The organism is Tsukamurella tyrosinosolvens (assembly GCF_900104775.1).
Lineage (GTDB): Bacteria > Actinomycetota > Actinomycetes > Mycobacteriales > Mycobacteriaceae > Tsukamurella > Tsukamurella tyrosinosolvens.
In genome coordinates this window covers 4,759,157-4,785,990 of sequence record NZ_FNSA01000003.1, presented here as the reverse complement: position 1 = coordinate 4,785,990, position 26,834 = coordinate 4,759,157, and the positions used below count along the sequence as shown (strand labels likewise).

At 71.9% G+C, this 26,834-nt stretch carries 29 protein-coding genes; 16 read left to right on the top strand and 13 right to left on the bottom strand.

Annotated features, from left to right (window positions below; all coding sequences use genetic code 11):
• Positions 1-39 precede the first annotated feature (39 nt).
• The 3 genes from BLW32_RS25680 (at position 40) to BLW32_RS25670 (ending at position 2,016) form a co-directional block, all read left to right on the top strand.
• Positions 40-831, top strand: coding sequence for an acyl-CoA thioesterase domain-containing protein (locus BLW32_RS25680; protein ID WP_068742376.1), 792 nt, complete (start codon positions 40-42; stop codon positions 829-831).
• Positions 828-1,595: a crotonase/enoyl-CoA hydratase family protein gene (locus BLW32_RS25675; RefSeq protein ID WP_068742375.1), complete on the top strand. Its 768-nt coding sequence runs from the start codon at positions 828-830 to the stop codon at positions 1,593-1,595. Before BLW32_RS25680 ends, BLW32_RS25675 begins: the two co-directional genes overlap by 4 nt.
• 190 nt (positions 1,596-1,785) lie before the next feature.
• The gene (locus BLW32_RS25670; protein WP_068523128.1) at positions 1,786-2,016 is read left to right on the top strand and encodes a hypothetical protein; all 231 of its coding nucleotides are present in this window, start codon (positions 1,786-1,788) and stop codon (positions 2,014-2,016) included.
• Here BLW32_RS25670 and BLW32_RS25665 read toward each other — a convergent pair whose 3' ends face one another.
• Positions 2,017-2,736 carry a PaaX family transcriptional regulator gene (locus tag BLW32_RS25665; RefSeq protein WP_068742374.1) on the bottom strand — a complete coding sequence of 240 codons (720 nt, stop codon included), beginning with the start codon at positions 2,734-2,736 and terminating at the stop codon, positions 2,017-2,019.
• Positions 2,737-3,524: 788 nt separating this feature from the next.
• On the opposite strand from BLW32_RS25665, the gene BLW32_RS25660 reads away from it, so the two are divergent.
• A complete protein-coding gene (locus tag BLW32_RS25660; RefSeq protein WP_068742373.1) occupies positions 3,525-5,174 on the top strand; it encodes an acyl-CoA dehydrogenase family protein in 1,650 nt (549 codons plus the stop codon).
• A 74-nt stretch (positions 5,175-5,248) separates the two neighbouring features.
• On the opposite strand, the gene BLW32_RS25655 is transcribed toward BLW32_RS25660, so the two are convergent.
• Positions 5,249-7,774 carry a penicillin-binding protein gene (locus BLW32_RS25655; RefSeq protein WP_068742501.1) on the bottom strand — a complete coding sequence of 842 codons (2,526 nt, stop codon included), beginning with the start codon at positions 7,772-7,774 and terminating at the stop codon, positions 5,249-5,251.
• Between the two features lie 245 nt (positions 7,775-8,019).
• Here BLW32_RS25655 and BLW32_RS25650 point away from each other — a divergent pair, with 245 nt between their 5' ends.
• A complete protein-coding gene (locus tag BLW32_RS25650; protein WP_068523125.1) occupies positions 8,020-8,334 on the top strand; it encodes a WhiB family transcriptional regulator in 315 nt (104 codons plus the stop codon).
• 114 nt (positions 8,335-8,448) lie between these two features.
• Here the strand turns inward: BLW32_RS25650 and bagB are convergent, their stop codons facing one another.
• Entirely contained in the window at positions 8,449-9,549 is a 1,101-nt protein-coding gene (gene bagB, locus BLW32_RS25645; RefSeq protein WP_068523124.1) for an ArsA family ATPase, read from the bottom strand.
• On the bottom strand, positions 9,546-10,586 hold the full coding sequence (gene bagA / locus BLW32_RS25640) for an ATPase BagA (RefSeq protein WP_225535708.1): 1,041 nt from the start codon (positions 10,584-10,586) through the stop codon (positions 9,546-9,548). Before bagA ends, bagB begins: the two co-directional genes overlap by 4 nt.
• 139 nt (positions 10,587-10,725) lie before the next feature.
• On the opposite strand from bagA, the gene sp36 reads away from it, so the two are divergent.
• Genes sp36 through BLW32_RS25625 form a run of 4 tightly spaced genes read left to right on the top strand, consistent with a single transcriptional unit; the run spans position 10,726 to position 13,311 of the window.
• Complete coding sequence (gene sp36, locus BLW32_RS27290; protein WP_102102990.1) at positions 10,726-10,890, top strand: Sp36 family protein; 165 nt, start codon at positions 10,726-10,728, stop codon at positions 10,888-10,890.
• Positions 10,887-11,351: a RidA family protein gene (locus BLW32_RS25635; RefSeq protein WP_068523123.1), complete on the top strand. Its 465-nt coding sequence runs from the start codon at positions 10,887-10,889 to the stop codon at positions 11,349-11,351. Before sp36 ends, BLW32_RS25635 begins: the two co-directional genes overlap by 4 nt.
• Positions 11,348-12,166 carry an MBL fold metallo-hydrolase gene (locus BLW32_RS25630; protein WP_068523122.1) on the top strand — a complete coding sequence of 273 codons (819 nt, stop codon included), beginning with the start codon at positions 11,348-11,350 and terminating at the stop codon, positions 12,164-12,166. Before BLW32_RS25635 ends, BLW32_RS25630 begins: the two co-directional genes overlap by 4 nt.
• Positions 12,167-12,177: 11 nt before the next feature.
• The gene (locus BLW32_RS25625; RefSeq protein WP_074850842.1) at positions 12,178-13,311 is read left to right on the top strand and encodes a PrpF domain-containing protein; all 1,134 of its coding nucleotides are present in this window, start codon (positions 12,178-12,180) and stop codon (positions 13,309-13,311) included.
• A 102-nt stretch (positions 13,312-13,413) separates the two neighbouring features.
• Here BLW32_RS25625 and BLW32_RS25620 read toward each other — a convergent pair whose 3' ends face one another.
• Together BLW32_RS25620 and BLW32_RS25615 are read right to left on the bottom strand one after the other, a co-directional pair.
• The gene (locus BLW32_RS25620) at positions 13,414-14,088 is read right to left on the bottom strand and encodes a Crp/Fnr family transcriptional regulator (protein ID WP_068523121.1); all 675 of its coding nucleotides are present in this window, start codon (positions 14,086-14,088) and stop codon (positions 13,414-13,416) included.
• A gap of 196 nt (positions 14,089-14,284) precedes the next feature.
• Positions 14,285-14,500, bottom strand: a complete 216-nt coding sequence (locus tag BLW32_RS25615) for a hypothetical protein (RefSeq protein WP_068626517.1) — start codon at positions 14,498-14,500, stop codon at positions 14,285-14,287.
• Positions 14,501-14,575: 75 nt separating this feature from the next.
• Here BLW32_RS25615 and nth point away from each other — a divergent pair, with 75 nt between their 5' ends.
• Genes nth through BLW32_RS25595 form a run of 4 tightly spaced genes read left to right on the top strand, consistent with a single transcriptional unit; the run spans position 14,576 to position 17,938 of the window.
• Entirely contained in the window at positions 14,576-15,346 is a 771-nt protein-coding gene (gene nth, locus BLW32_RS25610) for an endonuclease III (RefSeq protein ID WP_068523119.1), read from the top strand.
• A complete protein-coding gene (locus BLW32_RS25605) occupies positions 15,343-16,035 on the top strand; it encodes a TlpA family protein disulfide reductase (RefSeq protein ID WP_326481156.1) in 693 nt (230 codons plus the stop codon). Before nth ends, BLW32_RS25605 begins: the two co-directional genes overlap by 4 nt.
• Positions 16,032-16,742, top strand: a complete 711-nt coding sequence (locus BLW32_RS25600) for an NUDIX hydrolase (protein ID WP_068742372.1) — start codon at positions 16,032-16,034, stop codon at positions 16,740-16,742. The genes BLW32_RS25605 and BLW32_RS25600 overlap by 4 nt, the downstream gene beginning before the upstream one ends.
• The gene (locus BLW32_RS25595) at positions 16,739-17,938 is read left to right on the top strand and encodes a MarP family serine protease (protein ID WP_068742371.1); all 1,200 of its coding nucleotides are present in this window, start codon (positions 16,739-16,741) and stop codon (positions 17,936-17,938) included. The genes BLW32_RS25600 and BLW32_RS25595 overlap by 4 nt, the downstream gene beginning before the upstream one ends.
• Before the next feature lie 40 nt (positions 17,939-17,978).
• Here BLW32_RS25595 and BLW32_RS25590 read toward each other — a convergent pair whose 3' ends face one another.
• The 3 genes from BLW32_RS25590 to nhaA all read right to left on the bottom strand — a co-directional run bounded on the left by BLW32_RS25590 (position 17,979) and on the right by nhaA (position 20,790).
• Entirely contained in the window at positions 17,979-18,944 is a 966-nt protein-coding gene (locus BLW32_RS25590) for an alpha/beta fold hydrolase (protein ID WP_068523116.1), read from the bottom strand.
• Between the two features lie 24 nt (positions 18,945-18,968).
• Positions 18,969-19,478: a phage holin family protein gene (locus BLW32_RS25585; RefSeq protein ID WP_082791499.1), complete on the bottom strand. Its 510-nt coding sequence runs from the start codon at positions 19,476-19,478 to the stop codon at positions 18,969-18,971.
• A 97-nt stretch (positions 19,479-19,575) separates the two neighbouring features.
• Positions 19,576-20,790: a Na+/H+ antiporter NhaA gene (nhaA, locus tag BLW32_RS25580; RefSeq protein WP_068742370.1), complete on the bottom strand. Its 1,215-nt coding sequence runs from the start codon at positions 20,788-20,790 to the stop codon at positions 19,576-19,578.
• A gap of 79 nt (positions 20,791-20,869) precedes the next feature.
• On the opposite strand from nhaA, the gene BLW32_RS25575 reads away from it, so the two are divergent.
• Together BLW32_RS25575 and BLW32_RS25570 are read left to right on the top strand one after the other, a co-directional pair.
• The gene (locus BLW32_RS25575; protein ID WP_068742369.1) at positions 20,870-22,189 is read left to right on the top strand and encodes an MFS transporter; all 1,320 of its coding nucleotides are present in this window, start codon (positions 20,870-20,872) and stop codon (positions 22,187-22,189) included.
• Positions 22,190-22,191: 2 nt separating this feature from the next.
• A complete protein-coding gene (locus BLW32_RS25570) occupies positions 22,192-23,094 on the top strand; it encodes a 2-dehydropantoate 2-reductase (protein WP_068742368.1) in 903 nt (300 codons plus the stop codon).
• On the opposite strand, the gene mug is transcribed toward BLW32_RS25570, so the two are convergent.
• Positions 23,045-23,650: a G/U mismatch-specific DNA glycosylase gene (gene mug, locus BLW32_RS25565; RefSeq protein WP_068742367.1), complete on the bottom strand. Its 606-nt coding sequence runs from the start codon at positions 23,648-23,650 to the stop codon at positions 23,045-23,047. The genes BLW32_RS25570 and mug overlap by 50 nt on opposite strands.
• A gap of 57 nt (positions 23,651-23,707) precedes the next feature.
• On the opposite strand from mug, the gene BLW32_RS25560 reads away from it, so the two are divergent.
• Positions 23,708-24,232: a nuclear transport factor 2 family protein gene (locus BLW32_RS25560; protein ID WP_068742498.1), complete on the top strand. Its 525-nt coding sequence runs from the start codon at positions 23,708-23,710 to the stop codon at positions 24,230-24,232.
• On the opposite strand, the gene BLW32_RS25555 is transcribed toward BLW32_RS25560, so the two are convergent.
• The 3 genes from BLW32_RS25555 to BLW32_RS25545 are packed head-to-tail and all read right to left on the bottom strand — an operon-like array spanning position 24,205 to position 26,832.
• The gene (locus BLW32_RS25555; protein WP_068742366.1) at positions 24,205-25,164 is read right to left on the bottom strand and encodes an ABC transporter ATP-binding protein; all 960 of its coding nucleotides are present in this window, start codon (positions 25,162-25,164) and stop codon (positions 24,205-24,207) included. The genes BLW32_RS25560 and BLW32_RS25555 overlap by 28 nt on opposite strands.
• The gene (locus BLW32_RS25550) at positions 25,161-25,988 is read right to left on the bottom strand and encodes an ABC transporter permease (RefSeq protein ID WP_068742365.1); all 828 of its coding nucleotides are present in this window, start codon (positions 25,986-25,988) and stop codon (positions 25,161-25,163) included. The genes BLW32_RS25555 and BLW32_RS25550 overlap by 4 nt, the downstream gene beginning before the upstream one ends.
• Positions 25,981-26,832 carry an ABC transporter permease gene (locus BLW32_RS25545; RefSeq protein WP_068742364.1) on the bottom strand — a complete coding sequence of 284 codons (852 nt, stop codon included), beginning with the start codon at positions 26,830-26,832 and terminating at the stop codon, positions 25,981-25,983. Before BLW32_RS25545 ends, BLW32_RS25550 begins: the two co-directional genes overlap by 8 nt.
• Between the last annotated feature and the right edge of the window lie 2 nt (positions 26,833-26,834).

Genomic DNA, 26,834 nt, shown 5'->3' with positions numbered 1-26,834 from the left:
ACTACCGGCCGCCCCGCTCAGCCTGGTAAACCCTTGGGAATGACCACCCTGGAGGTACCCGCGCAGTTCGCCCGCAGCGGCGGCGGGTTCGATTCGCTGCCCGCCGCGGAGGGCCGCTGGGCGCCCGGCACCCTGTCGGGCCCCGCGATCGCGGGCCTGCTGGCGCAGGTCCTCGACACCGAGTTCGGCGAGGGCCTCGTGGGGACCCGCTGGCACTGCGACATGTTCCGCATGGTCCGCTCCGGCCACCTGGACGTCCGCACGCGCCTCGTCCGCTCGGGCCGCCGCATCCGCGTCGCGGAGGCGGAGATCATCCAGAACGACAAGACCGTCGTCCGCGCCGCCGTCACGTTCTACCACCGGGCCCCGCAGCCCGACGGTGTCGTCTGGTCCGATCCGCACGTGCCCGCCCCGCCGCCACCCGAGGCGCCGCGCCTCGCGATGGCCGGCGGCAGCGGCGACTACGTCTCGTCCGACACCCCGGAGCACTGGGCCACCGCCGAGCGCAAGCGCGTCTGGACCCGCGGCTGGCGCGTCCTCGACGGCGAGGAGACCACGCCCTTCGCCCGCGCCGCGATGGTCTCCGACTGCACCAACCTGGTGACCGGCATGGGCACCGGCGGCGTCGAGACCATCAACGGCGACGTCTCCATGGCCATCGCCCGCGCACCCCGCGGCGACGAGATCGGCTTGGAGGCCGACCAGTTCGTCATCGTCGACGGCATCAGCATCTCCTCGGCGAGCATGTTCGACCGCGACGGCCGGTTCGGCGTCTGCACCGTCACCGGGGTCGCCACCGGCTCCGCCGTCCACGGGCCCACGTCGTCATGAGCGTCCTCGTCAGCCGGCAGGGACCGGTCACCGTCGTCGAGATCGACCGGCCCGGCGTGCGCAACGCCGTCGACCGCGCCACCGCCGAGGCCCTCGCCGACGCCTTCCGCGCCTTCGACGCCGACCCGGATGCCGCCGTCGCCGTGCTGCACGGGCGCGGCGGGACCTTCTGCGCGGGAGCCGATCTCAAGGCCGTCGCCGCCGGCACCCCGAACCGCGTCGAGCCCGACGGGGACGCGCCGATGGGAATCTCGCGGATGCGCCTGAGCAAGCCCGTCATCGCCGCGATCGAGGGGCACGCCGTGGCCGGCGGCCTCGAGCTGGCCATCTGGGCGGACCTGCGCGTCGCCGCCACCGATGCGGTCCTCGGCGTCTTCTGCCGCCGCTGGGGCGTGCCGCTCATCGACGGCGGCACCGTGCGGCTGCCCCGGCTCATCGGGGCGAGTCGCGCGATGGACCTCATCCTCACCGGGCGTCCCGTCGACGCGGCGGAGGCCGAGCGGATCGGCCTGGTCAACCGCACCGTCGAACCCGGAACGGCACTGGAGGCCGCCGTCGAACTCGGACGGCAGCTCGCCGGATTCCCGCAGACCTGCCTGCGCAACGACCGGCTCTCGATGCTCGAGGCCGAGACGAAACCGGAGGCTGAGGCGCTCGGGATCGAGTACCGGTACGGCCTCAAGTCGCTCCTCGACGGGGCCGTGGAAGGCGCCACCCGGTTCTCCGACGGTGCCGGCCGGCACGGCGCGTTCCACGACGAATGACCGCTGCGCGGCGGCGACGAATCGTCGAGTAACGGACACGCAACAGTCACCTGTAATTCGTCACACCGGTCACAGCCGCCACCTACTGTGCAGGTGAACGGTCCACCTAGGGTCAAGCGGGTGGACCGTCGAGAGCCGCACCGCGGCGCATTGCCGCACACCCGATTGCGGCGGAAAGTAGGGAAACATCATGGGGCTCGCCGGCGTCCGCAGCGAACTCGACGATCTCACCGCCCAGCTCACGATCATCGCCGCGTCCATCGGCCGCACCGGCGACGATCTCCAGATCGACGCCCGCAGCCTGCACGAGACCGGCTCGTGCGACGCGGTCAACTCCATCGCCCGCCGCCTCGACGACCAGGGGCTGCAGCTGCGCCGCCTGCAGGCGCGCATCACCCGGGTCGTCGACTCGCTGGCCTGATCAGCCCCGACCGATCCGCATCGCGGCGAGCCACGCGCGGAAGTCCGCGTACGCCGCGGTGAGGTCGTCCGCCGGCCAATCCTCCGGCCGCAGCTCCGGCGGCAGCAGCGGGTCGCGGTACAGGTGCCGCACCACCGACACCATCGTCAGGAAGCGCGCCTGCCCGTCGTCGCCGGCGTCGGCGATCGCGCCCAGCAGCGCGTGCCCGTGCCGGGACCACTCCGGCAGGTCCCACAGCGTGCTCGCCAGGTCGACGGGGTCGTCGTCCGGCCGCGCGGTGAAGCGCGTGGTCACCTGCCGCACCGAGGCGGGCAGCGGCCGGTCGAGGTTCGCGGGCCGCATCCACACGCCCTCGCGCAGTTCCGCGAGCCGCAGGCGGGTCATCTCGGTGCGCAGCTCGGCGCGATCGCCGGCGCTGCGCCCACTGGTCGTGACGATCGCCGTCTCCCACGTCCCGTCCCAGGGCAGCATCGTGGGGGAGTCCGTGCGCGCCTGGCGCCGGGCGAGGCGATCCGACAGCGCGTAGAGCCCGCCGTCGCGCACCAGGTCGCCCGCGGACACCATGCGCGACATCGCCGCCCGCGTCGTGGATTCTGAGACCCCGAACAGTCGCATCGCCGCGACGATCTCGCGCCCTTCCAGCTCCGGCGGGTGCGCGCCCAGCAGCAGGCTCAGCACGGCCGAGCGCGCGGAGACCGTCGTGGTGAGGGGCGTGGACATCGGCTCGACGCTACACCGCGGTGGTGTGGTCGCCCGGGTGAGCGGCGGGGGCGGGGCGGGCGCGGGTGATGGCATCGCGGAACTGCACGGGGACGAGCTCGCGGATCTGCCCGGGGGAGAGGGGGCTGACGGTGCCGCGTCGTCGTGACTCTCGGATTCTGTCCGGTTCGGACAGGGCGCCGCGCGGGACGGCGCTGCGCCCGGCCTCGCGCGCGACGGCTCCGCGGACTCCCGGTGAGCGAGCGGCGGCTGTCGATCGGTAGGCGGCCTGGGCAGGTGGGGTTGCTCACGGCTCGGGTTGCCGTGTCCCGTCGACCAGTCTCCGTCGTCCCCCGCGCGGCACCGAAAGGAGGCTCCGGCGTTCGCTCCCCCACGGAACGCCGTGCGTGCGGTGGGGGCACAGTCGTCCCCCGCGCGGCGCCGATTCCCCCACGAGACGCCAGGTCTCCCATGCCTAACGCCGGTTCCCCCACAAGACGCCGGGTCTCCCACACCCGACGCCGATCGCGGGCGGCGTCATCTCCGTGCGGCACCGCTCTGCTCGTCCGAATGCTCAGGCGCGAAGACGGCGCAGTGTCCGAACCGGACAGAATCCGAGAGTGGTGTGAACGCGAGAGGCAAGGGCTCAGCCCTGAGCCCCCTCGTCCCTCGCGACCTGTCGGGCGGTCGAGTGGGCGGGTGGGCCGCCCAACTCGAGGTCATTGCAGATCTGGTGCGACTGTCGCTGATATGCAACACTGAGGAGAACGGCCCGAGCGGGCCGCGCACCGTCGAACGAAGGAGCAGGCGTGCCCACCCACGAAGTGACCAACCAGGTGCCGCCGCTGCTCGGCTTCAACACCGCCGAGACCCCGATGATCGACGACGCGCTGCGGCGCGCCCACGTCGACGCGACGCAACTGGACGCGATCCACGCCCTCGGTGCCCTCGGCGGCACGGCCGAGGCGCTGGAGTGGGGCGACCTCGCCGAGGCGCACCCGCCCGTCCTGAAGACCCACGACCGGTACGGCAACCGCATCGACGAGGTGGTCTACGACCCCGCGTACCACCGCCTGATGACGGTCGCCGTCGAGCACGGCCTGCACGCCGCGCCGTGGGCCGAGGCCGACCCGAACGCGCACCTGGTGCGCGCTGCGAAGTTCAGCGTGTGGGGCCACGTCGACGCCGGGCACGGTTGCCCGATCTCCATGACCTACGCCGTCGTGCCCGCGCTGCGCGCCAACGCCGAGCTCGCCGCGCAGTACGAGCCGCTGCTCACCGCGAAGGAGTACGACTTCGGCCTGCGGGCGCCGCTGGGCAAGCGCGGCCTCATCGCCGGCATGTCGATGACGGAGAAGCAGGGCGGCTCGGACGTCCGGGCCAACACCACCCGTGCGATCCCGCAATCCGATGGCACGTACCGGATCACGGGCCACAAGTGGTTCACCTCCGCGCCGATGTCGGACCTGTTCCTCACCCTCGCGCAGACCGAATCGGGCGTCTCCTGCTTCTTCATCCCGCGCGTGCTGCCCGACGGGACGCGCAACGTCTTCGCCCTGCAGCGCCTCAAGGACAAGCTGGGCAACCACTCCAACGCCAGCAGCGAGGTCGAGTACGACGACACCGTCGGCTGGCTCGTCGGCGAGGAGGGGCGCGGCGTCCGCACCATCGTCGAGATGGTGAACATGACCCGCCTCGACTGCGTGCTCGGCACCGCCACCGGCATGCGCGCCGGGCTCGCGCAGGCCGCGCATCACGCCGCGCACCGCAAGGCCTTCGGCGCGGACCTCATCGACCAGCCGCTCATGCGCAACGTGCTCGCCGACCTCGCCGTCGAGGCCGAGGGCGCCACCACCGCCGGGCTCTGGCTCGCGGGCCTCACCGACCGCTCGGTCGCGGGCGACGAGGACGCGTCCCTGCTGCGCCGGATCGCCTTGGCGGTCACCAAGTACCACGTGTGCAAGCGCGGCCCGATCCATGCCGCCGAGGCCCTGGAGTGCCTGGGCGGCAACGGCTACATCGAGGACTCGCGGATGCCCCGCCTGTACCGCGAGGCGCCGCTGCTCTCCGTGTGGGAGGGCTCCGGCAACGTGGCGGCCCTCGACGTGCTGCGCGCGATGGCCCGCGAGCCGCAGTCCGTCGCCGCCTTCTTCGCGGAGCTCGACGCCGCCGCGGGCGCCGACTCGTTCTACGACGAGGCCGTCGCGAAGCTCAAGGGCGCGTTCGGCGCTCTCGACCTCACGGACCAGGCCGCGCTGCAGTTCGGCGCCCGCCGCCTCGTCGGCGACATGGCGTCCGCGCTGCAGGGCTCGCTGCTCGTGCGCTACGGGCACCCCGCCGTCGCGGACGCCTACACCCGCACCCGCCTCACGGGCGACCGCGGCGACGTCTTCGGCACCCTCCCGCAGGGCGTCGACACCGCCGCGATCCTGGACCGCGCCACGCCGAAGATCGGCTGATCGGGCGACCGGCGGATCCGCCGGTCAGGAGGCGAGAACCGCCGTCGCCGAGGTGGACGGCGCGTCCCGGCTCGTCAGTTGCCCGGGGGCTCCGGCGCCGGGGTCTCGACCGGGCCGCCGCCCTGCCCACCCGCGCCGGGGATGGTGAACTGGCCGAAGCCGGGGATCGTGATGGTGGTGCCGCCCGGCCCCGTCTGCACACCCGGCGCCGACGGGTTCGACGGTGCCGGCGCGATCCCGTTCGACAGGTTCAGCGTGATCGTCGAGCCCGGCTGGCTGAAGCCCGACGGCGACGTGGAGACGACGGTGCCGTTGGCCGCGGAGTTGTTGACCCACGCCACGGTGGTCTTGAAGCCCGCCGCCTCGACGCGGGACCTCGCCGCCGCCTGGGAGAGTCCGATGACGTTGGGGATCTTGCCCGGGCCGAAGCCGTCCTTGTACTTCGGGTCCACGGGCGGGAGCGAGATCGGGCCGTAGATCGTCGAGATCGGCTTGAGCGCGGTGTACCAGGCCGTCGCCGGCTCGTTGCCGCCGTAGACGTTGCCGTCGCCGCACGGGCGCAGCGGGCTGGTGCAGATGGGCCCGGGGGAGTTGCCGTCGTTGTAGACGTAGCTGGCACCCGCGTACTGGTTCGTGTACGCGAGGAACGCCGAGGAGCGGAACGTCTCGGTGGTGCCCGTCTTACCGGACAGCGGCAGCGTCCAGCCCGCGCGCGACGCCGCGCCGGCCGACGTACCCGCGCCGCGGTCGTCGGCGCTGAGCGCGTTCGCGAGGGTGTTCGCGAGGCCCTTCTCGATGACCTGCTCGCACTTCTCCGACTTGTAGGGCACCGGCGTGGTCTCCGGCTTCCCGTCGGCCCCGACGGTCTGGATGCCGTCGCTGTTGCGCTTGGGCTGCGTGATCGACTGGATCGGATTCGCCGGGCACCAGACGCCCCCGGAGGCCAGGGTGGCGGACACGTTCGTCAGCTCCAGTGCGCTCACGGCGGTCGGGCCGAGCGTGAACGACGCCAGGTTCTGCTTCTTGAACATGTCGGCGAGGCTGTCGTTGCCGAAGCCCGAGCTGCCCGGCTGGGTGTAGGAGCGCAGGCCCAGCTTGACCGCCATGTCGACGACCGGGGTCACGCCCACCTGCTCGATGAGCTTGATGAACGGGGTGTTCGGCGACGTGGCGAGCGCCTGCGTCAGCGACATCGAATAGGGATACGGGCCGGCGTTCTTCACACAGTACGAGTCCGACGGACAACCGGCGTAGCCACCGTGGCCCATGCCCTTGACCTGCACCGTCGACGGGACCGTCACGTTGGTGTCGAGGCCCATGCCCTTCTCCATCGCCGCGGCGACGGTGAAGATCTTGAAGGTCGAGCCGGCGCCGTCGCCGACCTGGGCGAAGGGTTCCGGCTGGACGGTCTGCCGCTTGCCCACGTCCAGGCCGTAGACGCGGGAGGAGTTCATCGCGACGATGTCGTGCGAGGTCTCGCCCGGTTTGATCACGTTCATGACCTGCGCGACGTTCGAGAGCGTGGGGCTCGCGGTGGTGTTGAGCGCGGCCTGCACCGAGTCCTGCACCCGCGGGTCCAGCGTGGTGCGGATCGTGTAGCCGCCGCGCATCACCGTCTCCTTGGGGATGCCCGCCTCGGAGAGGTACTGCAGCACGTAGTCGCAGAAGTAGCCGCGGTTCGCGACCGCGGAGATGCAGCCGCCCGGGAGGGTGTTGGGCCGCGGCAGCACGCCGAGCGGGGTCCGCTTGGCGGCCTCGTACTCGGCCGCCTTGTCCGGGAAGTTCGCCACGAGGGTGTCGAGGACGGTGTTGCGGCGGTCGATCACGCCCTGCGGATTGGCGTAGGGGTTGAGCGACGAGCTCGACTGCACCATGCCGGCGAGCATCGCCGACTCCTGGATGTTCAGCTGCGCGGCGCGCTTGCCGAAGTAGGTCTGCGCGGCCACCTCGATGCCGTACGCGCCGTTGCCGAAGGGCACGAGGTTGAGGTACCGCGCCAGGATCTGCTCCTTGGCGATCACCTTCGCGCGCGCGTCGTCGACGCCGTGCTCCTCCTTCGCGCGCTCGGTGAGCGTGCGCTCGAGGGTCAGCGCCATCCGCACCTCGCGGAGCTTGCGCGCCGGGGTGGTGGCGACGGCCGCGCGCCGGTCCGCGTCGGATTTCGCGAGAACGAGCAGCTGGTAGTTCTTGATGTACTGCTGATCCAGCGTGGACGCGCCCTGCTGCACCTCGCCCGCGGACTGGTTCTTGAGGAAGGCGCGCACGGTGCCCTGGTAGTCGACGCCGTCGTGCTCCATGAACCGCTTGTCCTCGATCGAGATGATCGAGCGCACCATGTCGGGCGAGATCTGATCGAAGGGGACCTGCACGCGGCGCTGGTCGTAGAGGTAGGCCATGGGCGCACCGGTCGCGTCGGAGACGGTGGTGACCTCGGGGACCTGGCCCTCGAGCAGTTCGGAACTGATGTTGTCGACGGTGTCCGCGGCGCGGTTGGAGATCAACCCCAGCCCGCCGACGTAGGGGAACAGGACGCCGGCGACCAGCAGTCCGGCCAGCAGGACACAGCCGGCCAGCTTCGCGATCACTCCGGGTTTCGACACGGTCACCAGGATACGTGCCGACCCGCCGTGAACCCCGGTCCCGACGCGCCGACCAGGCGATCGGTACGGGCGTGCTGGATTTCTTGGACCACTGTTCGAATTCCCTCGGCCCTCGACTTGTTTCCGTCGTGTGATTCAGGTAACACTATTGCAGACGATGTGGCGAGCACCTCGATCGGCCCCCCGCACACCACCGGGAAGGGCCGTCACCGGGTCCGGGCCGCACCACGCGAAAGGGGAGTCACATGACAAGTGCACGCGTTCTGGTCGACGACGAAGATCGTCTGGTTTGGGTCTCCAAGGCCAAGTGTCGCGACGTGGACCCCGACGAGTTGTTCGTCCGCGGCGCCGCCCAGCGCAAGGTCGCCACCATTTGCCGTCACTGCCCCGTCCAGCTCGAGTGCGGCGCCGACGCGCTCGACAGCCGCGTCGAGTTCGGCGTCTGGGGCGGCATGACCGAACGTCAGCGTCGTGCACTCCTCCGCCAGCACCCCGAGGTCACCAGCTGGCGCGCCTTCTTCGAGGCCCAGCGCGACCGCAAGCGCGTCGCCGCGGGCTGATCCCCGGCTCCCGTCCGGGAGTGACCAGGGCCTCGTACCGTTCGACGGTGCGGGGCCCTTTCGTTTGTCCAGCTACCTATTTGGTGCGGGTGTGGCGCCGCCGGCCCGGAGGAGCTACGAACCGACGATCTGCTCGGCCACGGCCTGCAGCGCCTCGAGGTTGGCCACCTCGAAGGGGAGCGAGGGCACGCCGACCACCGGCACCGTCGGGCATCGGCCGACGAACTCCCCGAGCACCTGCACCTCGCGCGCCGCCATCTCCGCGCGCCACGCGTGCACCCGCAGCAGCCCCTCCGCGGTGCGCGCGGCACCGTCGGACCCGAGCCGACTCGCGGCCTCCCGGGCCTGGTCCACGCCGATCGTCGCGAGGCCCGGGTGGGTGCGGTTGACGATGAGACCGGCCAGCGGCATCGACTCGCCGGCGAGCCGCTCCACGAAGTACGTCGCTTCGCGGAGCGTGTCCTCCTCGGGCGAGGCGACCACCACGAAGCGGGTGCTGGGGCGTGCCAGCAGCGCGTAGGTCTGGTCGGCGCGCTCCTGGAAACCGCCGATCAGCGTGTCCATCTGCGCGACGAAACCGGAAGCGTCGGAGAGCATCTGACTGCCCACGATGGTGGAGACCAGCTTCAGGGCCAACCCCATGCCGCCGGAGACCATGCGACCGAAGCCGCGGGTCGGGCCGGCGATGAGGCGCATCAGCCGCGAGTCCAGCATGGAGCCGAAGCGCTTCGGTGCGTCGAGGAAGTCCAGGGCGTTGCGCGACGGCGGCGTGTCCACCACCACGAGGTCCCAGCGGTCGTCGGCGGTGAGTTGGCCCAGCTTCTCCATCGCCATGTACTCCTGCGTGCCGGAGAACGACGAGGCCACCGTCTGGTAGAACGGGTTCGCCAGGATCTCCTGCGCGCGAGCGGGATCCGCGTTGGACGTGACCATCTCGTCGAAGGTCCGCTTCATGTCGAGCATCATCGCGTGCAGGGTGCCGTCGCCCGGGACGGACACCTCCTGCGGCTCGTTGGTCAGGTCCGCCACGCCCAGCGCCTGCGCCAGCCGGCGCGCGGGGTCGATCGTCAGCACCACGACGCGCCGCCCGTGCTCCGCCGCCCACAGCGCCATCGCCGCGGCCGTCGTCGTCTTGCCCACGCCGCCGCTGCCGCAGCAGACGACCACCCGCGTACCCGGGTCCAGCAGCTGCGGGCCCAGCTTCAAGTCGATCATCGGACCCCCGCCTCGATCAGCGCGCCGGACAGTTCGTACACGCCGCGCAGGTCGACGCCGCCCGTCAGCAACGGCAGCTCCAGCCGACCGGGGGCGTCGATCTCGGCCAGGTCCTCCCGCGCCTCGTCCTGCCCGCGCACCGTCCGCGCGAACTGGATCGTCTCCGTGAGCAGTCCGGCGAGGTCGGCGTCGGACAGCGGCAGCCCGGCACCGTCGAGCGCGGCCCGCACGGCGGGCCCGTCCACGGTCCCGTCGGCGGCCGCGGCGAGCTCGTCGTCGGAGAGCAGCTGCGGCAGCGTGCGGTTCACGATGACGGCGCCGACCTTGAGGTCCAGCGCGTGCAACTCGGCGGCCGCCTCGGCGGTCTCCTGGATCGGGAGCGATTCGAGCAGCGTCACCAGGTGCACGACGGTGTCGGGGGAGTGCAGCAGGCGCACCACGCGGTCGGCCTGGCCGGCGATCGGCCCGGCCTTCGCGATCTCCTTCATCGCCCGCGTGACGTCGAGGAACTTCCCGATCCGGCCGGTGGGCGGGGCGTCCACGACGATGGCGTCGTAGGTGTAGCGGCCGTCGCTCGCGCGGCGCTGCGTGCACTCCATGATCTTGCCGGTGATCAGGATGTCCTTGAGGCCGGGCGCCAGCGTCGTCGCGAACTCGATCGCGCCGATCGACTTGAGCGCCCGCGCCGCCAGGCCCATGCCGTAGTTGGTCTTGAGGTAGTCGAGGAACGTCGCCTCCACGTCCATCGGCAGCGCGTGGACCTCGCCGCCGCCGTCGGCCGTCGCGATCCTCGTCTCGGTCGGCGGCAGCTCGCCCACCTCGAACGTCGGCGCGATGCCGCTGCGGCCCTCCACCTCGACGAGCAGCACCTTCTTGCCGCCGGAGGCGAGTGCCAGCGCGAGCGCCGCGGCCACCGTCGACTTGCCGGTGCCGCCCTTGCCCGAGACGAAGTGCAGCCGCGACTCCCGGAGCCCCTCGGGCCAGGTCGTCGCCGCATCCCGCGCGACCCCGCCGGGGTCCGCCTCACTCACCACCACGTTCGGAGCATATCCATACGCCCGTACACGACCGGGCCGTTAACGGGAACCTTCCCCGCCAATGCGACCGAGAACACGTTCTGCGCCGCCGTAGGGAACGCGCCTGTCGCGGCGGGCCCACGGTGGATAGGGTGATGCCATGAGCGACAAGACCACCTGGGAGTACTCCACCATTCCGCTGCTGACGCACGCGACCAAGCAGATCCTCGACACATGGGGGTCCGACGGCTGGGAGCTCGTCACCGTGCTCCCCGGCCCGACCGGTGAGCAGCACGTCGCGTACATGAAGCGGCCGACGTCGTGACCGCCTCCGAGCGCCTCGCCGAGCTGGGCATCGTCCTCCCCGAGGTCGTGCCCCCGCTCGCCGCGTACGTCCCGGCCACGCAGGTGGGCGACTTCGTCTACACGTCCGGCCAGCTGCCGATGCGCGACGGGGAGCTCGTCGCGCAGGGCAAGGTCAGCGAGAACCGCGAGGGCATCGTCCACCTCGACGATGCGCAGTTCGCGGCCCGGCAGTGCGCCCTGAACGCGCTCGCGGCGATCCACGCGCTCGTCGGCATCGATTCGGTCAAGCGCGTCGTCAAGGTCACCGGCTACGTGGCCTCGGCGCCCGGCTTCTCCAACCAGGCGCAGGTGCTCAACGGTGCGTCGCTGCTGCTCGGCGAGGTCTTCGGCGACGCGGGCGTGCACGTCCGGTCGGCTGTCGGCGTCGCGGAGCTGCCGCTCGGCGCGCCCGTCGAGGTCGAGCTCACGGTCCAGGTATGACGCTCGAGCATCCGGCGCCGGGGAAGCTGCGGCAGGTCACGCCCTACGCCGCGGTGCTGCTCTGCGACAACCCGTCGGTGATGACGCTCGAGGGCACCAACACCTGGATCCTGCGCGCTCCGGGCCGCGAGGAGGCCGTGGTCGTCGACCCCGGGCCCAAGGGCGAGAAGAAGCATCTCAAGCGCGTCGCGAAGGCCGCGGGCACCGTCGCCCTGACTCTGGTGACGCACCGGCACGCCGACCACACCGGCGGCCTGAAGCGGTGGGAGGAGCTCACCCGCAGCCCCATCCGGGCCTTCTCCCCGACGTACTGCATCAACACCGCGACGCCGCTCGCCGGCGGCGAGGTCATCGAGGTCGCGGGCCTGCGGATCACCGTGCTGCACACCCCCGGCCACACCGCCGACTCGCTGAGCTTCCTGGTCGACGGTGCCGAGGACGAGCCCGGCGCGCTGGTCTCGGGCGACACCATCCTCGGCCGCGGCACCACCGTGCTCGACGCGAGCGACGGCACCCTCGCTGACTACCTCGGCTCGCTCGATGCGCTGTCGGCCGTCGCGGCCGGCCGCGTGCTGCTGCCCGGCCACGGCCCCGACCTCCCCGACGCCGGGCCGGTCGTCGCGGCGTACGCCGCGCACCGTCAGGACCGGCTGCAGCAGGTCCGCGACGCGCTGGACGAACTGGGCGTCAGCGCGGCGGACGCCAAGCCGATGAAGATCGTCAAGCACGTCTACCGCGACGTCGACAAGAAGGCCTGGCCCGCGGCGCGCCAGTCCGTCAAGGTCCAGCTGCAGTACCTCGCTGAGCACGGCTGACGAGGGCCGGCGTGGCGCTGCGGTGGGTCGACGCGACCTTCATGCGGGGAGGCACCAGCAAGGGGCTGTTCTTCCGGGAGAGCGACCTGCCGCCGGAAGGGCCCGAGCGCGACGGGCTGTTCCTGCGCGCGCTCGGTTCGCCCGACGAGTTCGGGCGTCAGCTCGACGGCATGGGTGGCGGGCTGTCGTCGCTGTCGAAGATCGTCGTCGTGCGAGCGTCGGCCCGGCCCGGCGTCGACCTGGAGTACACCTTCGGGCAGGCCGCGATCCGCGAGCCGGTGATCGACTACTCCGGCAACTGCGGGAACCTCTCCGCGGCCGTGGTCCCGTTCGCGCTCGGTGCCGGACTGATCGCGCTCGACGACGGTGACCGCACCGTCGTCGTGCACAACACCAACACCGACAAGCCGATCCGCGTGCGACTGATCGTGGAGGGCGGGGTCGCCTCGACCGAGGGCGGGCTCGCCATCCCCGGCGTCGCCGGGACCGGTGCACCGATCGAACTCGAGTACCTCGAGCCCGGTGGCGCCCGGACCGGGGCCCTGTTGCCCGCCGGCGCCGCGCGGACGACGCTGCGCCATGACGGCCGCGACTACGCGGCATCGCTCGTCGACGCCGCGACGCCGATGGTCCTCGTCGCGGCCGGCGACCTGGGCATGAGCGCCACCGAGAGCCCCGACGAGCTCGACGCCGACCCGAGAGTTCAGTCTCTACTGGACGGGTTGCGCCGCGCCGGGGCCGTCGCGATGGGCCTGGCGGACCGCCCCGAGGAGGCGCCGCTCGCGGTGCCCAAGATCGCCGTCGTGGCCGGGCCGCGGGCGGCGCGCACGATCGACGAGGCGGAGCTGCCGGCGGACGCGGCGGACGTGGTGGTGCGCGTGATCTCGATGGGGCAGACGCATCGGGCCATCCCCGGCACCGCGGCACTGGCGGTCGCCGTTGCGGCACGGCTGGCGGGCTCCGTGGTTGCGGAGGCGGCGTCGAGCGCCGAGGGGGACGTGCTGCGCATCGCCACCCCGTCGGGCGTGGTCACGGCCCGGGCGGTGGTGGCCCTACGGCCCGATGGACCGCACGCCGACAGCGCCTCGCTCCTGCGGACGGCCCGGCCCCTCATGCGCGGTCAGGTCGCCGTTCCCGAAGCGTGATCCCGCGGTCACCGGCCCCACGGACGACAACGTCCGGTCATTCGTCTGGGCGATCGTGAGAACGAATGACCGGACATCCTCGAGTCCAGTGCCGCGCGGCGGCTAGCGCGCGCGGCGCGCCAGGCGCTCGCTGTCCGTGATCACCACGGACTTGCCTTCGAGGCGGAGCCAGCCGCGGTGCGCGAAGTCGGCCAGGGCCTTGTTCACGGTCTCGCGGGAGGCGCCGACGAGCTGCGCGATCTCCTCCTGCGTGAGGTCGTGGGTCACCCGCAGCGCGCCGTTCTCGTGCGTGCCGAAGCGCTGCGCGAGCTGCAGGAGCTGCTTGGCGACGCGACCGGGGACGTCGGTGAAGATGAGGTCGGCCAGGTTGTTGTTGGTGCGCCGGAGGCGGCGGGCCAGCACGCGCAGCAGCTGCTCCGCGATCTCGGGCCGGTCGCGGATCCACGCGCGCAGGGCCTCGCGGTCCATCGTCATCGCGCGGACCTCGGTGATGCAGGTGGCGCTCGACGTGCGGGGGCCGGGGTCGAAGATCGACATCTCACCGAACATGTCCGACGGGCCCATGACCGACAGCAGGTTCTCGCGGCCGTCTGGAGAGCGGCGGCCGAGCTTCACCTTGCCGGAGAGGATGATGTACAGCCGGTCGCCGGGCTCGCCCTCGTTGAAGATGACGTGGCCACGGGGGTAGTCGACCTCGTGCAGATCCTTGGTGAGCGCATCGACCGCGCCCGGCTCGACACCCTGAAAAATGCCGGCCCGCGCCAGGACCTCGTCCACGGGGTACCTCGTTCCTTGATCGACGATCCGTCGCAGGCGGCGATCGCCGCGACCTGAAGTGTGAGTTTATGCAGCGTTCCGTGCTGATGTGGGAAATCGCACAGACGACTACTGGAAAGGTTACCCGTTCACATGTCGAAGGGCACGACGGCGTTCCGCATTCGGGCCGCTCGGACCCGGTCGGCGATCCTCCGGGTCAGCTGGCGCGGCGCTCGGCGCCGCCGTCCAGGTCCAGGCTGTCCACGGCCTTGGGGAGGCCGATCCGCGCCAGCGTCTCGACGTCGGGCGCCTCGTCGTCGCCGGTGGCGGGGGGCGCGACGGGCTCGGCCGTCACGCGCGTCTCGATTCGTTCCATGGCCAACGCGAAGAGCATCAGCACCACCGGGAACAGCAACCCGAGCAATCCTTGCATGCCGGACAGTAAACACAGCCAAGGTCTCGATACGGCAACGAACGAGCCACGGCACCGTCGTTAGAATCGGTTCCCATGCCCCCGGAGCCGGAGACCCACCTCGGACTGGTGCGCCGTGCCCGGCGGATGAATCGGACACTCGCCACCGCTTTCCCCCACGTGTACTGCGAACTCGACTTCACCGATCCGCTGGAGCTGTCGGTCGCCACGATCCTGTCCGCGCAGTGCACCGACGTGCGCGTGAATCAAGTCACACCGGCGTTGTTCGCCCGGTACCGCACCGCCGCCGACTACGCCGGAGCCAACCGCGCGGAGCTCGAGGAGTACATCCGCTCGACGGGTTTCTACCGCAACAAGGCCACGTCGATCATGGGGCTGGGGCAGGCCCTCGTGGACCGGTTCGACGGCGAGGTGCCGCGCACGATGAAGGAGCTGGTGACGCTGCCCGGCTTCGGCCGCAAGACCGCCAATGTGATCCTCGGGAACGCCTTCGACGTCCCCGGCATCACCGTCGACACGCACTTCTCACGGCTCGTGCACCGCTGGGAGTGGACCGAGGAGAGCGACCCGGTGAAGATCGAGCACGCGGTCGGCGAACTGATCCCGCGTAAGGAGTGGACGCTGCTGAGCCACCGCGTGATCTTCCACGGCCGCCGCGTCTGTCACGCGCGCAAGCCCGCGTGCGGCGTCTGCGTGCTCGCCAAGGACTGCCCCTCGTTCGGGACCGGGCCGATCGACCCCGCCGAGGCCGCGGACCTGGTCAAGGGGCCCGAGCGCGACCACCTGCTCGAGATCGCGCCGCCCCCGCCGCGACGGCGCCGGGTCCAGGCCGGGGGCGGCCGGTGACCGAGCCCTCGAAGCCCGATTCCGACCGCGAGCCCGCGCCCCTGCTGCCCGGCGAGCGCAGCCGGGTCCCGGCCGGCGTGCGCTGGCTCATCGTCTGCGCGATCGTCGCCGTCGCCCTGGCCGTCGCCATCTGGCCCCGCGGGGACGACGGTGCCGCGAACCCGACGACGCCGGCGGCGGCACCGTCGACCAGCGCGAGCCCCGGCCAACTGGCCGCCGCTCGCACGAAGGCGGCCCTGCCGCCCTGCCCCGCGGGCATCGGCGCGACGGCCCTCGCCGGCACGCCCCTGACCTGCCTCGGCGACGGCGCGCCCGTCGACCTGGCGGCCGCGGGGAACAAGCCCGTCCTGCTCAACATCTGGGCCTGGTGGTGCGGCCCGTGCCGCGTCGAGCTGCCTGTGCTCGCCGACGTCGCGGCGCGCGCCGGCGACCGCCTGTCGGTGCTCGGCGTGCACGCCGATCCCAACGCCGTCGCCGGCCTCGACCTCCTGGCCGAGCTCAAGGTCGCGCTGCCGACCGTGCAGGACCCGCAGAGCGTGATCGCGACGGCCCTCGGCGCGCCGCGGGCCTACCCCGTGACCGTTCTGTTGCGTTCCGATGGCACTGTGGCCGGTGTGCACGCACAACCCTTCACGTCCGTCGACGAGGTGGCCGCCCTCCTGCGGACCGAGCTCGGGGTGACCCTGTGAGCGCGCCGCGGTGGCTGGACCCGCTGCTCGGCAACCTCGGCGACGTGGCGAGCGAGATCGAGCAGCGCGGCGGCGCCGTCGCCGCCCTGCAGCGCGTGCGGAACCCGCGCCGCGCCTCGGTCCTCATCCTGTTCGACGGTGACCCCACGGCGTCCGGCGCGACGCCGCCCGAGGACGCCACGGTCCTGCTCACCCAACGCGCCTCGGCCATGCGGCAGCACGCGGGGCAGGTCGCCTTCCCTGGCGGCGCCCGCGACCCGGAGGACGCCGACGACGTCGCGGTCGCCCTCCGCGAGGCGTGGGAGGAGACGGGCCTCGACCCCGACTCCGTCGAGGTGGTCGCGGAGTTGGACCCCATCGAGGTGCCCGTCTCCGGCTTCCGCGTGGTCCCCGTGATCGGCTTCGCGGCCCGGCCGTCCGAAGTCCGCGCCGTCGACCCCGCCGAGACCGCGCTGGTCCGGCGCGTGCCGCTGGCCGAGCTGATCGACCCCGCGCACCGGTTCATGGTGCGCAAGTCCTTCTACCGCGGCCCGGCCTTCGCGGTCGGCCCGATGCTGGTGTGGGGCTTCACGGGAGGGCTGGTGAACGCGCTCATCGGTGCCGCGGGCTGGGAACGGCCCTGGGACACCGACGACGTGCGGCCGCTCACCGACGAGGTGCGGGCCGCTGCCGCGCGCGCCCAGACCTGGCAGGAGAGCGCTCGATGACCGGTTCGACCTGGGTCGACGTGATCGTCGTCGTCCTCATGATCCTCGCCGCGCTCTCCGGCTACCGGCAGGGCGCCGCGGCCTCCGTGCTCGCGTTCGTCGGCGTCGTGCTCGGCGCCGCCGCGGGCGTGCTGCTCGCTCCGCACGTCCTGGGCTCGGTCGACGGCGCCAAGAGCCGTGTCCTCCTCGGTGTCGGCCTGCTGGCCGGCCTGGTGATCATCGGCGAGCTCTCCGGCATGGTGCTCGGGCGCGCGGTACGCAGTTCCATCCGCAGCACCGGCCTGCGCACCGTCGACTCCGGCGTGGGCGCCGTGGTGCAGGTCGGCGCCCTGCTCGTGGCCGCCTGGCTGGTCGCTATCCCGCTGACCTCGGCGGCCGCGCCGCAGGTCTCGCGGTCGGTCAACGGGTCCGCGGTGCTCGGCGCGGTCAACGACTTCGCCAAGGGCGTCGGCGCCGACGGCCTGCCGCAGAAGTTCTCGGCGATCATCGACGACTCCGGGCTGCCGCAGGCGCTGGGCCCGTTCGTGAACACCCCGGTGGTCAGCGTGGAGACGCCCGACCGGGTCGACTTCAGCGACCCGGCGGTGCAGCGGGTCCGCTCCTCCGTCGTCCGCGTCGACGGGCAGGCCCCGTCGTGCAGCCGCGCGCTCGAGGGCTCCGGCTTCGTCGCGACGCCGGGCCGCGTGGTCACCAACGCGCACGTCGTCGCCGGCACCCGCAGCGTGCAGGTCACCGTCGACGGCACCAAGAAGTACAGCGCGCAGGTCGTCTACTTCGACTCGCAGACCGACGTCGCCGTGCTCAACGTGCCCGGCCTGCAGGTCAAGCCGCTGCGGATCGTCTTCAACGGCGCCAAGCCCGGCGACCCCGGTTTCGTGCTCGGGTACCCCGGCGGAGGCCCGCTGACGCTCTCCTCGTCGCGGGTGCGCAGCCAGCAGACCCTCGAGGGCCGCAACATCTACCGCGATGCGCAGGTCCGCCGCGACGTCTACCTGCTCCGCGGGCAGGTCCGCCCCGGCAACTCGGGCGGGCCGGTCTTCGACCGCGAGGGCAACGTCGTCGGCGTGATCTTCGGCGTCGCCGTCGACGACGCCGACACCGCCTTCGCCCTCACCGCCAAGCAGGTCGAGCCGGCGCTGCAGGCCGGCACCAACGCCACCGCGGGCGTCTCGACGGGGGCCTGCGTCAACAGGTAGGCCGCGCGGCGCGACGGGTGTCGGACGGCACCGTCGGCGCTCAGGGCAGGAGGCGCGGCCCGGGCAGGCCCGCGAGGAAGTCCACGAGCTGCGGCCCGACGGTGCCGGGCGCCTCCTCGTGCGCGAAGTGCCCGGCGTTCTCGACGGCCCGCACGCGGTAGTCCGTGGCCCAGTCGTGGCTGGAGTAGACGGGCTGCGGCAGCACGTACGGGTCGACTTCGCCGCGGAAGGCGAGCACCGGGATGTGCAGCCGCTGGTTCATGCTGCTGAGGAACCGCGCACCGTCGGGACGGAACTGGCTGCGCCAGGCCCAGCGCGCGTACTCGAGCGCGCTGTGCGCGGTGCCGGGGATCTGGATGGCGCTGCGGTACTGCGTGAGGGCGTCGGCGTAATCCGCGGTGCGCCGCCACGTCGCGCCGCTGCGGGCGGCGTACACGGCCCCGATCTCGGCACCGTCGTCGCGCGTGAGGCGGTCCTCCGCGACACGGGGGAGCTGCGCGAAGGTGATGGGACCGAGCATCGCCGAGCGCTGGTCCTTGTTGCGCAGCGCGGAGCGTTTGAGCGCGATCGGGTGCGGGGAGGAGACGACCGCGATCGCGGAGACCACCCGCGGGTGCAGCGTGGCCGTGGCCCAGCAGCCCAGGCCGCCCTCGCCGTGCCCGACGAGCGCCGCCGACGTGTGGCCGAGCGCGCGCACCAGCCCCGCGACGTCGCCGGAGAGGGTCCAGCCGTCGTAGCCGCGCGGCGGCTTGTCGCTGTCGCCGTAGCCGCGCAGGTCGAAGGCGACGGCCCGGTAGCCGGCCTCGTGCAGCTGCGGCAGCAGGTGCCGCCAGCTCCACCAGAAGCCGCCGAAGCCGTGCAGGAGCACCACGAGCGGCCGGTCCGCGTCGGGCTCGGTGCCCTCGGGCCGGTACTCGACGGCGTGCAGCCGGATGCCGTTGGCGCGGACGTCGAGATGCTCCCAGGGGCCGGGGAACCGGACGCTCGACGGATCGGGACTGGTCACCGGTGGTGCCTCAGGGTCGGGCCGTCAGCGACGCGCGACGGTCGACGGTGCGTCCGCCGGCTGCTTGAGGGCGGCCGGGGTGGCCTCGGTCTTGAGCATCGACTGCGACTCCTTGAGCGAGGCGATGGTCTTCTGCGGGCCCTTGATGCGCTTGACCTTGAGGTAACCGAAGAACGCCGCGACGCCCGCCACGACCAGCATGAGGACGAAGACGATGAGCGAGGCCGCCCACATCGGCAGCCACACGTTGAGCAGCCAGGTGAGGAAGAAGAAGAAGAAGAACGACGAGTACAGGGCCACGACGCCGGCCACGGCGAAGAAGGCCGAGCCGGTGGCCGCCTTCTTCACGTCGCGCATGGTCTCGGCCTTCGCGAGCTCGACCTCGGCGCGGACCAGGGAGGAGACCTGCGTCGATGCGTCCCGCACCAGGCTGCCGATCGTGGGATCGCCCGAGGCGGTCACGTTGGGATCGGTCAGTGGGATCGCCGAGAGCGTCCGCGGGGTCCCGCCGGTAGGTGTGCTGTCCAAGCTCACTGTTGGTCCTCCTCTATTTGTTAGTCATCGTGCCAGAGGTCACCCCGGCGTGTCCGCGCGACCACGACGTGTCGACCTCTGAGCCGTCCGCGGCCCGTCACCCGGCCTCGTGCACCCGCCCGCGCCGCAGCAACAGCAGGGCGCCGATCACGGACGCCGCGACGGAGGTGAGCAGGACCGCGGCCTTGGCGAGATCGGCCTCGCCCTCGGGCAGAGCGAGCTCCGCGACCAGCAGGCTCACCGTGAAGCCGATGGCGCCGAGCACGCTCAGCGCCAGGATGTCCCGGTTGTCGAGACCCTCGGGCCGTTCCGCCAGCCGTAGTTTCACCGCGAGCACGCTGGCCCCCGTGATGCCGATGATCTTGCCGAAGAACAGGCCGATCATGATGCCCAGGGCCAGCTCGTCGGTGAACAGCTCGCGGAAGACGTCGCCGTTCACTGCGACGCCGGAGGCGAAGAACGCGAAGATCGGCACGCAGATCAGGGCCGAGACCGGCTGGATCTTGTGCTCGAGCCGCTCCCCGGGGGATTCGAGTTCGCCCGGGTCCTGCTTCACCCGGGTGAGCAGGCCGAGCGCGACGCCGGCGATGGTGGCGTGCACGCCGGACTGCAGCATCGCGACCCAGACCACGATCGCGATGGGCACGTAGTAGAGGGGCGTGGTGATCCGACGGTGCTGCCCGAACCAGTACAGGGCGCAGCCCACGGCGGCGACGGCGAGCCAGCCGATCTTGAGGTCGCCGGCGAAGAGGACCGCGATCACCGCGATCGCGATGAGGTCGTCGACCACGGCGAGCCCGAGGAGGAAGACCCGCGCCCCCGACGGCAGGCGCGAGCCGATGAGGGAGAGGATGCCCAGCGCGAAGGCGATGTCGGTGGCGATGGGGACGGCCCACGCGCTGCCGATGTAGGGGTTGTCGCGCGCGATGCCGAAGGCGATGATCGCCGGCACCACCACGCCGCCGACCGCGCACAGCACCGGCAGGGCGGCGCCGCGCAGCGTGGACAGCTCGCCGACCACCAGCTCGCGTTTGAGTTCCACACCGGCGACGAAGAAGAAGATCGCGAGCAGCCCGTCCTTGGCCCAGTCGGCCAACGAGAGCTGCAGGTGGAGGCTGTGGCCGAAGATCGTCCAGTCGTCGCTGCCGAGCGTGATCTCGGCGAGGTGGAGATAGCTCTCGGACCAGGGGGAGTTGGCCCACAGGAGTGCGATCGCCGCCGCGATGAGAAGGGCTGTGCCGCCGACGGTCTCGGTGCGCAGGAAGCGGATCAACGCCCGTGAGGCCCGGAACCGGGGCGGTGCGTCGTTCATTGGTCGACCGTACCGCAGGTGGCGTGGGTGATTCGGGTCACCGCTTCCGGCCTGCGCCGCCCCGCGTAATCTCCTGCCAATGAATCGCAGGCGAATCGTCGTCGCCTCCATGGTGGGCACCACCATCGAGTTCTTCGACTTCTACATCTACGCGACCGCAGCAGTGCTGGTCTTCCCCACCCTGTTCTTCCCGAAGGGGGACGACACCGCGGCGCTCCTCGCCTCGTTCGCGACCTTCGGCCTCGCGTTCGCCGCGCGGCCCCTGGGGTCGATCCTCTTCGGCCACTTCGGCGACCGCGTGGGCCGCAAGGCGACCCTGGTGGGCTCGCTGCTCACCATGGGCGTCGCGACCTTCCTCATCGGCGTGCTCCCCACCTTCGATCAGGTGGGGTACTGGGCGCCGGCGCTGCTCGCGCTGATGCGCTTCGCGCAGGGCCTCGGCCTGGGCGGCGAGTGGTCGGGTGCGGCGCTGCTGGCGACGGAGACCGCCGCCCCGGGCAAGCGCGCCTGGGCGGCGATGTGGCCGCAGCTGGGCGCACCGTTCGGCTTCTTCCTCGCCAACGGCACCTTCCTCGTGATCATGCAGCTCATGGACTTCGACTCGAAGACCTCGACGTCGAACCACGCGTTCATGACGTGGGGCTGGCGCATCCCGTTCCTCGCCTCGGCGGTCATGGTGATCGTCGGCCTGTACGTCCGTCTCAAGCTCACCGAGACGCCGGTCTTCGCGAAGGCCGTCCAGGACGGCAAGAAGGTCAAGGCGCCGCTGGGCGAGGTGCTGCGCACCGCGTGGCGGCCGCTCATCATCGGCACGTTCGTCATGGTCGCCACCTACACCCTGTTCTACCTGGTGACCACGTGGATCGTGTCCTACGGCACCGGCAAGGTGGTCGACAGGTCGGGGATCAAACTCGGCATCTCCTACATCGACTTCCTCGAGATGCAGCTCATCGCGGTGCTGTTCTTCGCCGCCTTCGTCGCGGTGTCCGGGTACTTCGCCGACCGGATGGGCCGCCGCAAGCTGCTCATCGTCGTGACGCTCGCGATCATCGCCTACGGCCTGTCCTTCCAGTGGATCCTCGACCCCGCGACCACCACGCAGGGCACGATGCTCGCCGTCCTCATCGCGGGCCTCACTCTGATGGGCCTCACGTTCGGCCCCATGAGCGCCGTGCTCCCGGAGCTCTTCGCCACCAACGTCCGGTACACGGGCAGCGGCATCTCCTACAACTTCGCCTCGATCCTCGGCGCCGCGATCGCGCCGTTCATCGCCACGTGGCTGGTCAGCTCCTACGGCGTCGGCTGGGTGGGCGTGTACCTCGCGCTCGCCGGCGGCGCCACCCTGATCGCACTCCTCGTGATGCACGAGACGCGCGACGTGGAACTCGACGAGGTGTAGCCGTGCGGATCCTCATCGTGGGTGCGGGCGCGACCGGCGGGGCCTTCGGCTCCCGTCTGATCGAGGCCGGGCGGGACGTCACGTTCCTGGTCCGCCCGGGCCGGGCGGCGGCGCTCCGGCGCGACGGACTGCGGTTCACCGACCCCTCGGGCACCCGCACCCACGAGGCCGCCGTGCTCACTGCCGGCGAGCTCGCGGCCGCGCCGCAGACCTTCGATCTGGTGGTCCTCACCGTCAAGGCGCCCGCGCTCGAGGCGGCGATCGCGGACCTGCGCCCCGCGGTGGGCGAGGGCACCGTCGTCCTGCCGATCCTCAACGGCATGGCGCACCTGAACCGGCTCGAGGCCGAGTTCGGGCCGGGCGTGCTCGGAGCGCTCGCGATGATCGTCGCCACCCTCGACGACGGTGCCGTGGTCCAGATGACTGACTGGTCCGCGATCACGATCGGAGACGGTGCGCCCGACGTCGCGCGGGCCCTCGACGTGCCCGGCATCCGGCTCACCGTGAGCGACGACGTCGCCGGGGCACTGTGGGCGAAGTGGGCGTTCATCGCGGCCACCGGCATCCTCTGCTGCCTGTTCCGCAGCCCCGTCGGGCCCGTGATCGCGGCCGGCGGCGAGCCGCAGGTGCGGGCGATCATCGCGGAGACCGAGGCCGTCGCGGCCGCCGCCGGGCATCCGGTGCCCGCGGAATCGCACGAGCGGACCGCCACGACGCTGCTCGATCCGGCGTCGGCGATGACCTCGTCGCTCTACCGCGACCTGGTGGCGGGCCTGCCGACCGAGGCCGAGCACATCCTCGGCGACCTCGCCGCCCGTGCCCGGGACCTGGGCGTCGCGACGCCGCTGCTGGACCTCACACTGGTGCAGGTCCGGGCGGACGCGTTCCAGCGGGCCGCAGGCTGATCCCCGCCGCCTCGGCGGCCCGACGGTAGGCCGCCGCGAGCGTGTCGACCGTCTCGTGGGCGTTGAGTCCGCTCGGGTTGGGCAGCACCCACACCCGCGTCTCGCCGATGGTGCGCTCCTGCGGGCCCGGCACCGCCTTCGGCTCGTGGAAGGCCGTGCGGTAGGCGGTGATCCCGAGTACCGCGAGGATCCGCGGCGCCACCTGGAGCACCCGCTCGACCAGTGCCTCGCCGCCCTCGCGGAGTTCCTCCGCGGTCAGCTCGCTCGCCTTCGCCGTGGCCCGCGGCGCGACGTTGGTGATGCCGATCCCCGCGTCCACCAGCGCGTTCCGGTCGGCGAAGCTCATGCCGTCGGTGGCGTCGATGACGTGGTCGACGATGCCCGCCCCGTACAGGGCGGGGTAGAAGCGGTTGCCGGGCCGCGCGAAGTGCGCGCCCGTGGCCGCCGTCCACAGACCCGGGTTGATCCCGGAGAACAGGAGCCGGCAATCCGGGCCGAGGAGGTCCGGCACCGTGGTGTCCGAGTAGGCGAGCAGCTGCTCGCGGGTGAAACCCATGGATACTGCCTACCGGTTCGCGCCCGCGTGGTCCACCTCCCGTGGTCCACTGGCGCCATGACCGTCGACGAACTCCTGGCCCGGCGCGAGATCCACGATGTCGTGCTGCGGTACTGCCGTGGCATCGACCGCCTCGACCCGGAGGCGGTGCGCGCCTGCTACCACCCCGGCGCCGTCGACCACCACACGGGCTTCGACGGTCCCGTCGAGGAGTACGTGCCCTGGGTGCGGGGGCAGCTGGAGTCGCTCGGCGGCACGCACCACCAGGTCGGCAACCACCTGTGCGAGTTGGCAGGTGACGTCGCGGTGGTCGAGACCTATTGCACCGCAACGCATTGGTCCGCGCCGGGCGCGGAGCTGCAGGCGTATCTCACGCTGGGGCTGCGGTACGTGGACCGGTTCGAGCGGCGGGACGGGCGGTGGGCGATCGCCGAGCGCTGGGCCGTCACCGACTGGACGCGCTGGGAGAAGGACCTGACCGGGCCGCTCGGCGTGCCCGAGGCCGGCCCGCCGCCCGCGCGCGGCGGGGGCGACCCGGTGTACGTGCTGCGCGCTCAGGTGTTCGGGCGCGAGCGCTCGTAGAGCCGCCGCACCACGTCCTCGATGTCGGGCTCCTCGACGGTGAGGTCGCGCACGGTCGCGCGCTCGGCGACGGCCGCGAGCACCTGCGGCAGGGGCGCGGACAGCTCCAGCCGTTGGCGCAGGCCCCCGCCCTCGCTGGCGAGGTGCCGCGCACCGTCGACCTCGAGATCCGGTGTGGGCCGGTCCAGGTCGAGCACGAGGACGCGCGCGGCGCCGACGGTGCCGACCAGGCCGTCGAGCGTGCCGTCGAACGCGGTCCGGCCGTGATCGACGACGAGGATCCGCTCGCACAGCCGCTCCACGTCGCCCATGTCGTGCGTGGTGAGCAGCAGCGTGAGGCCGCGCTCGGCGCGCTCGGCGATGAGGAACTCGCGCAGCCGCTGCTTGCTGAGCACGTCGAGGCCGATGGTGGGCTCGTCGAGGATCAACAGCTCCGGTGAATGCATCAGCGACGCGGCGACTTCCGCGCGCATCCGCTCGCCGAGGCTGAGCTGTCGCACCGGACGGTCGAGGTAGGCGCCGAGTTCCAGCTGCTCGATCAGCCGGTCCGCCCGCTCCTTCCCGACCGCGTCGGGCAGGCGGTGCACCGCGGCGAGGATCTCCAGCGACCGCCCGGTGGGCAGGTCCCACCACAGCTGCGACCGCTGCCCGAAGACGACGCCGACGCGGCGGGCCACGTCGCGTCGCCGGGCCAGGGGATCGAGCCCGACGGTGCGTACCGTGCCCGACGTGGGCACGAGGATGCCCATGAGCATCTTGATCGTGGTCGACTTGCCGGCACCGTTGGCGCCGATGTACCCGACGGACTCGCCCGGCGTGATCGTCAGGTCCAGGTGGTCGACGGCGGTGGTGACGCTCTTGGTACGCCCGTTCCAGCCGCGCTTGACGAAGGTGCGGGTCAGGTCCCGCGTCTCGATGATGTGCCCGGTCATCCGCCCGCTCCCCGGTAGTGTCGCAGTCCCCAGCGCCACGTCGCGCCGGCCAGGAGGACGACCCACGCGGTGGCCAACGGCAGCGCCCACGCCAGCTCCGGCCGGAACGGTCCATCGCCGGGCAGGCCCAGGATGGACAGGGCCGGAAGGTAGCCGGTGAAGGCGAGCGGGAGCACGAAGCCGAAGGTCACCTTGATCGCGCCCGGCCACACCGACGCCGGTTGGGAGGCGGCGTACCTGCCGCCGTAGACGAAGGAGCTGGTGAACTCGGCGCCGTTGACGAGCACGAACTGCAGGCCCGCGGCGATCACGAAGACCGCCGAGTAGATGATCGGCCCGCAGACGAGCGCGAGCACCAGCATGCCGACGGTGCCGGGACCCCACGCGATCGCGTTGTGGGTGAGGGCGTAGCCCAGCGCGAAGAGGCTGACCGCCGGCCGGGTGAGGCGGTGGACGCGGATGTCGCTGGTCATGAGCTGCAGCAGGATCGGCTGCGGGCGCAGGTAGAAGACGTCGATCGTGCCGGCCCGCACGTACCGGGGCAGCTTGTCGAGGTGCCCGAACAGGATGTCCGCCGCGCAGAACGAGAGGTCGGCCAGCGCGAAGACCAGCAGCACGGCCGAGAACGTGAGGCCGCCGATGACCTTCGCGTTGTGGAACAACAGCCACACCTCGGCGAGCTCGACGAGGCCCAGCAGCAGCGCCGCGACCAGGTCCATCGCCAGCGAGGCGCGGTAGCTCACCTGCGCCTGCACGCGTGAGGTCAGCACCGCGCGGTACGGCGCGAGCGGGTCGGGGCGCGCAGCGGACACGGTGTCAGCCACCCTGCACCTCCAGGCGCCGCCGGCCGGCCCTCGTGAGCAGGGCGCCCGCCGCGAGCACGGCCACCGTCCACCCCGCCTGGATCCCCACGGCCGTGAGGCCCGCCGCGGCGTCGATGCGGCCGGACAGGATGTCGCACGGCGGCATGAGGATCCACCCGAAGGGCGTGAACTCAGCGATGCGCGCCAGCCAGCCGGGGAACAGGCCCACCGGCACGAACATGCCCATGAGGAAGGTTCCCGCGACCATGTGGAACATCTGGATCCCGCGCGTATCCACCACCCAGAAGCCGAGGACCTGCACGCAGTAGAGCAGCGCCTGCGCCAGGACGATCGACAGCAGGACGCTCAGGGCGGCCAGCGGATACGCGGCCGGCTCGCCCGCCCAGGCCATCATCGAGGTCGCGGCGCCGATCGCCACGAGTGGCAGCGCCCGCGGGATGAGCGAGTAGACGGCGCCGCCGAGCACCGTTGCGAGCGTCGCGAACTGGACGTTCACGGGGCGCAGGAAATCGACGGCGATGTCGCCGGTGCGGATTCGCTCGGCCAAAGCGCCGTCACCGCCGAAGGCGCCGATCGCCGTGAGCATGCCCTGCGACAGGAAGATGTAGCTCACCATCAGCTCCGGCGTGTACCCGCCCGCGACCCCTCCCGCGCCGGCGAGCGTCGCGAGCAGGATCGCCATCTTGACGAAGCCGAAGACGGCGTTGGTGAACACGCCCGCGGCCGCCGCGCCCAGATAGGTTGACTGCTGGCGGAAGCCGGCCACTGTCAGGCGGACGTACGGGCGGAGAACGGCGGAGGGGGCGGCACGCCCGGGAGCTGCGGCCGCGGTTGGCGACGACACAG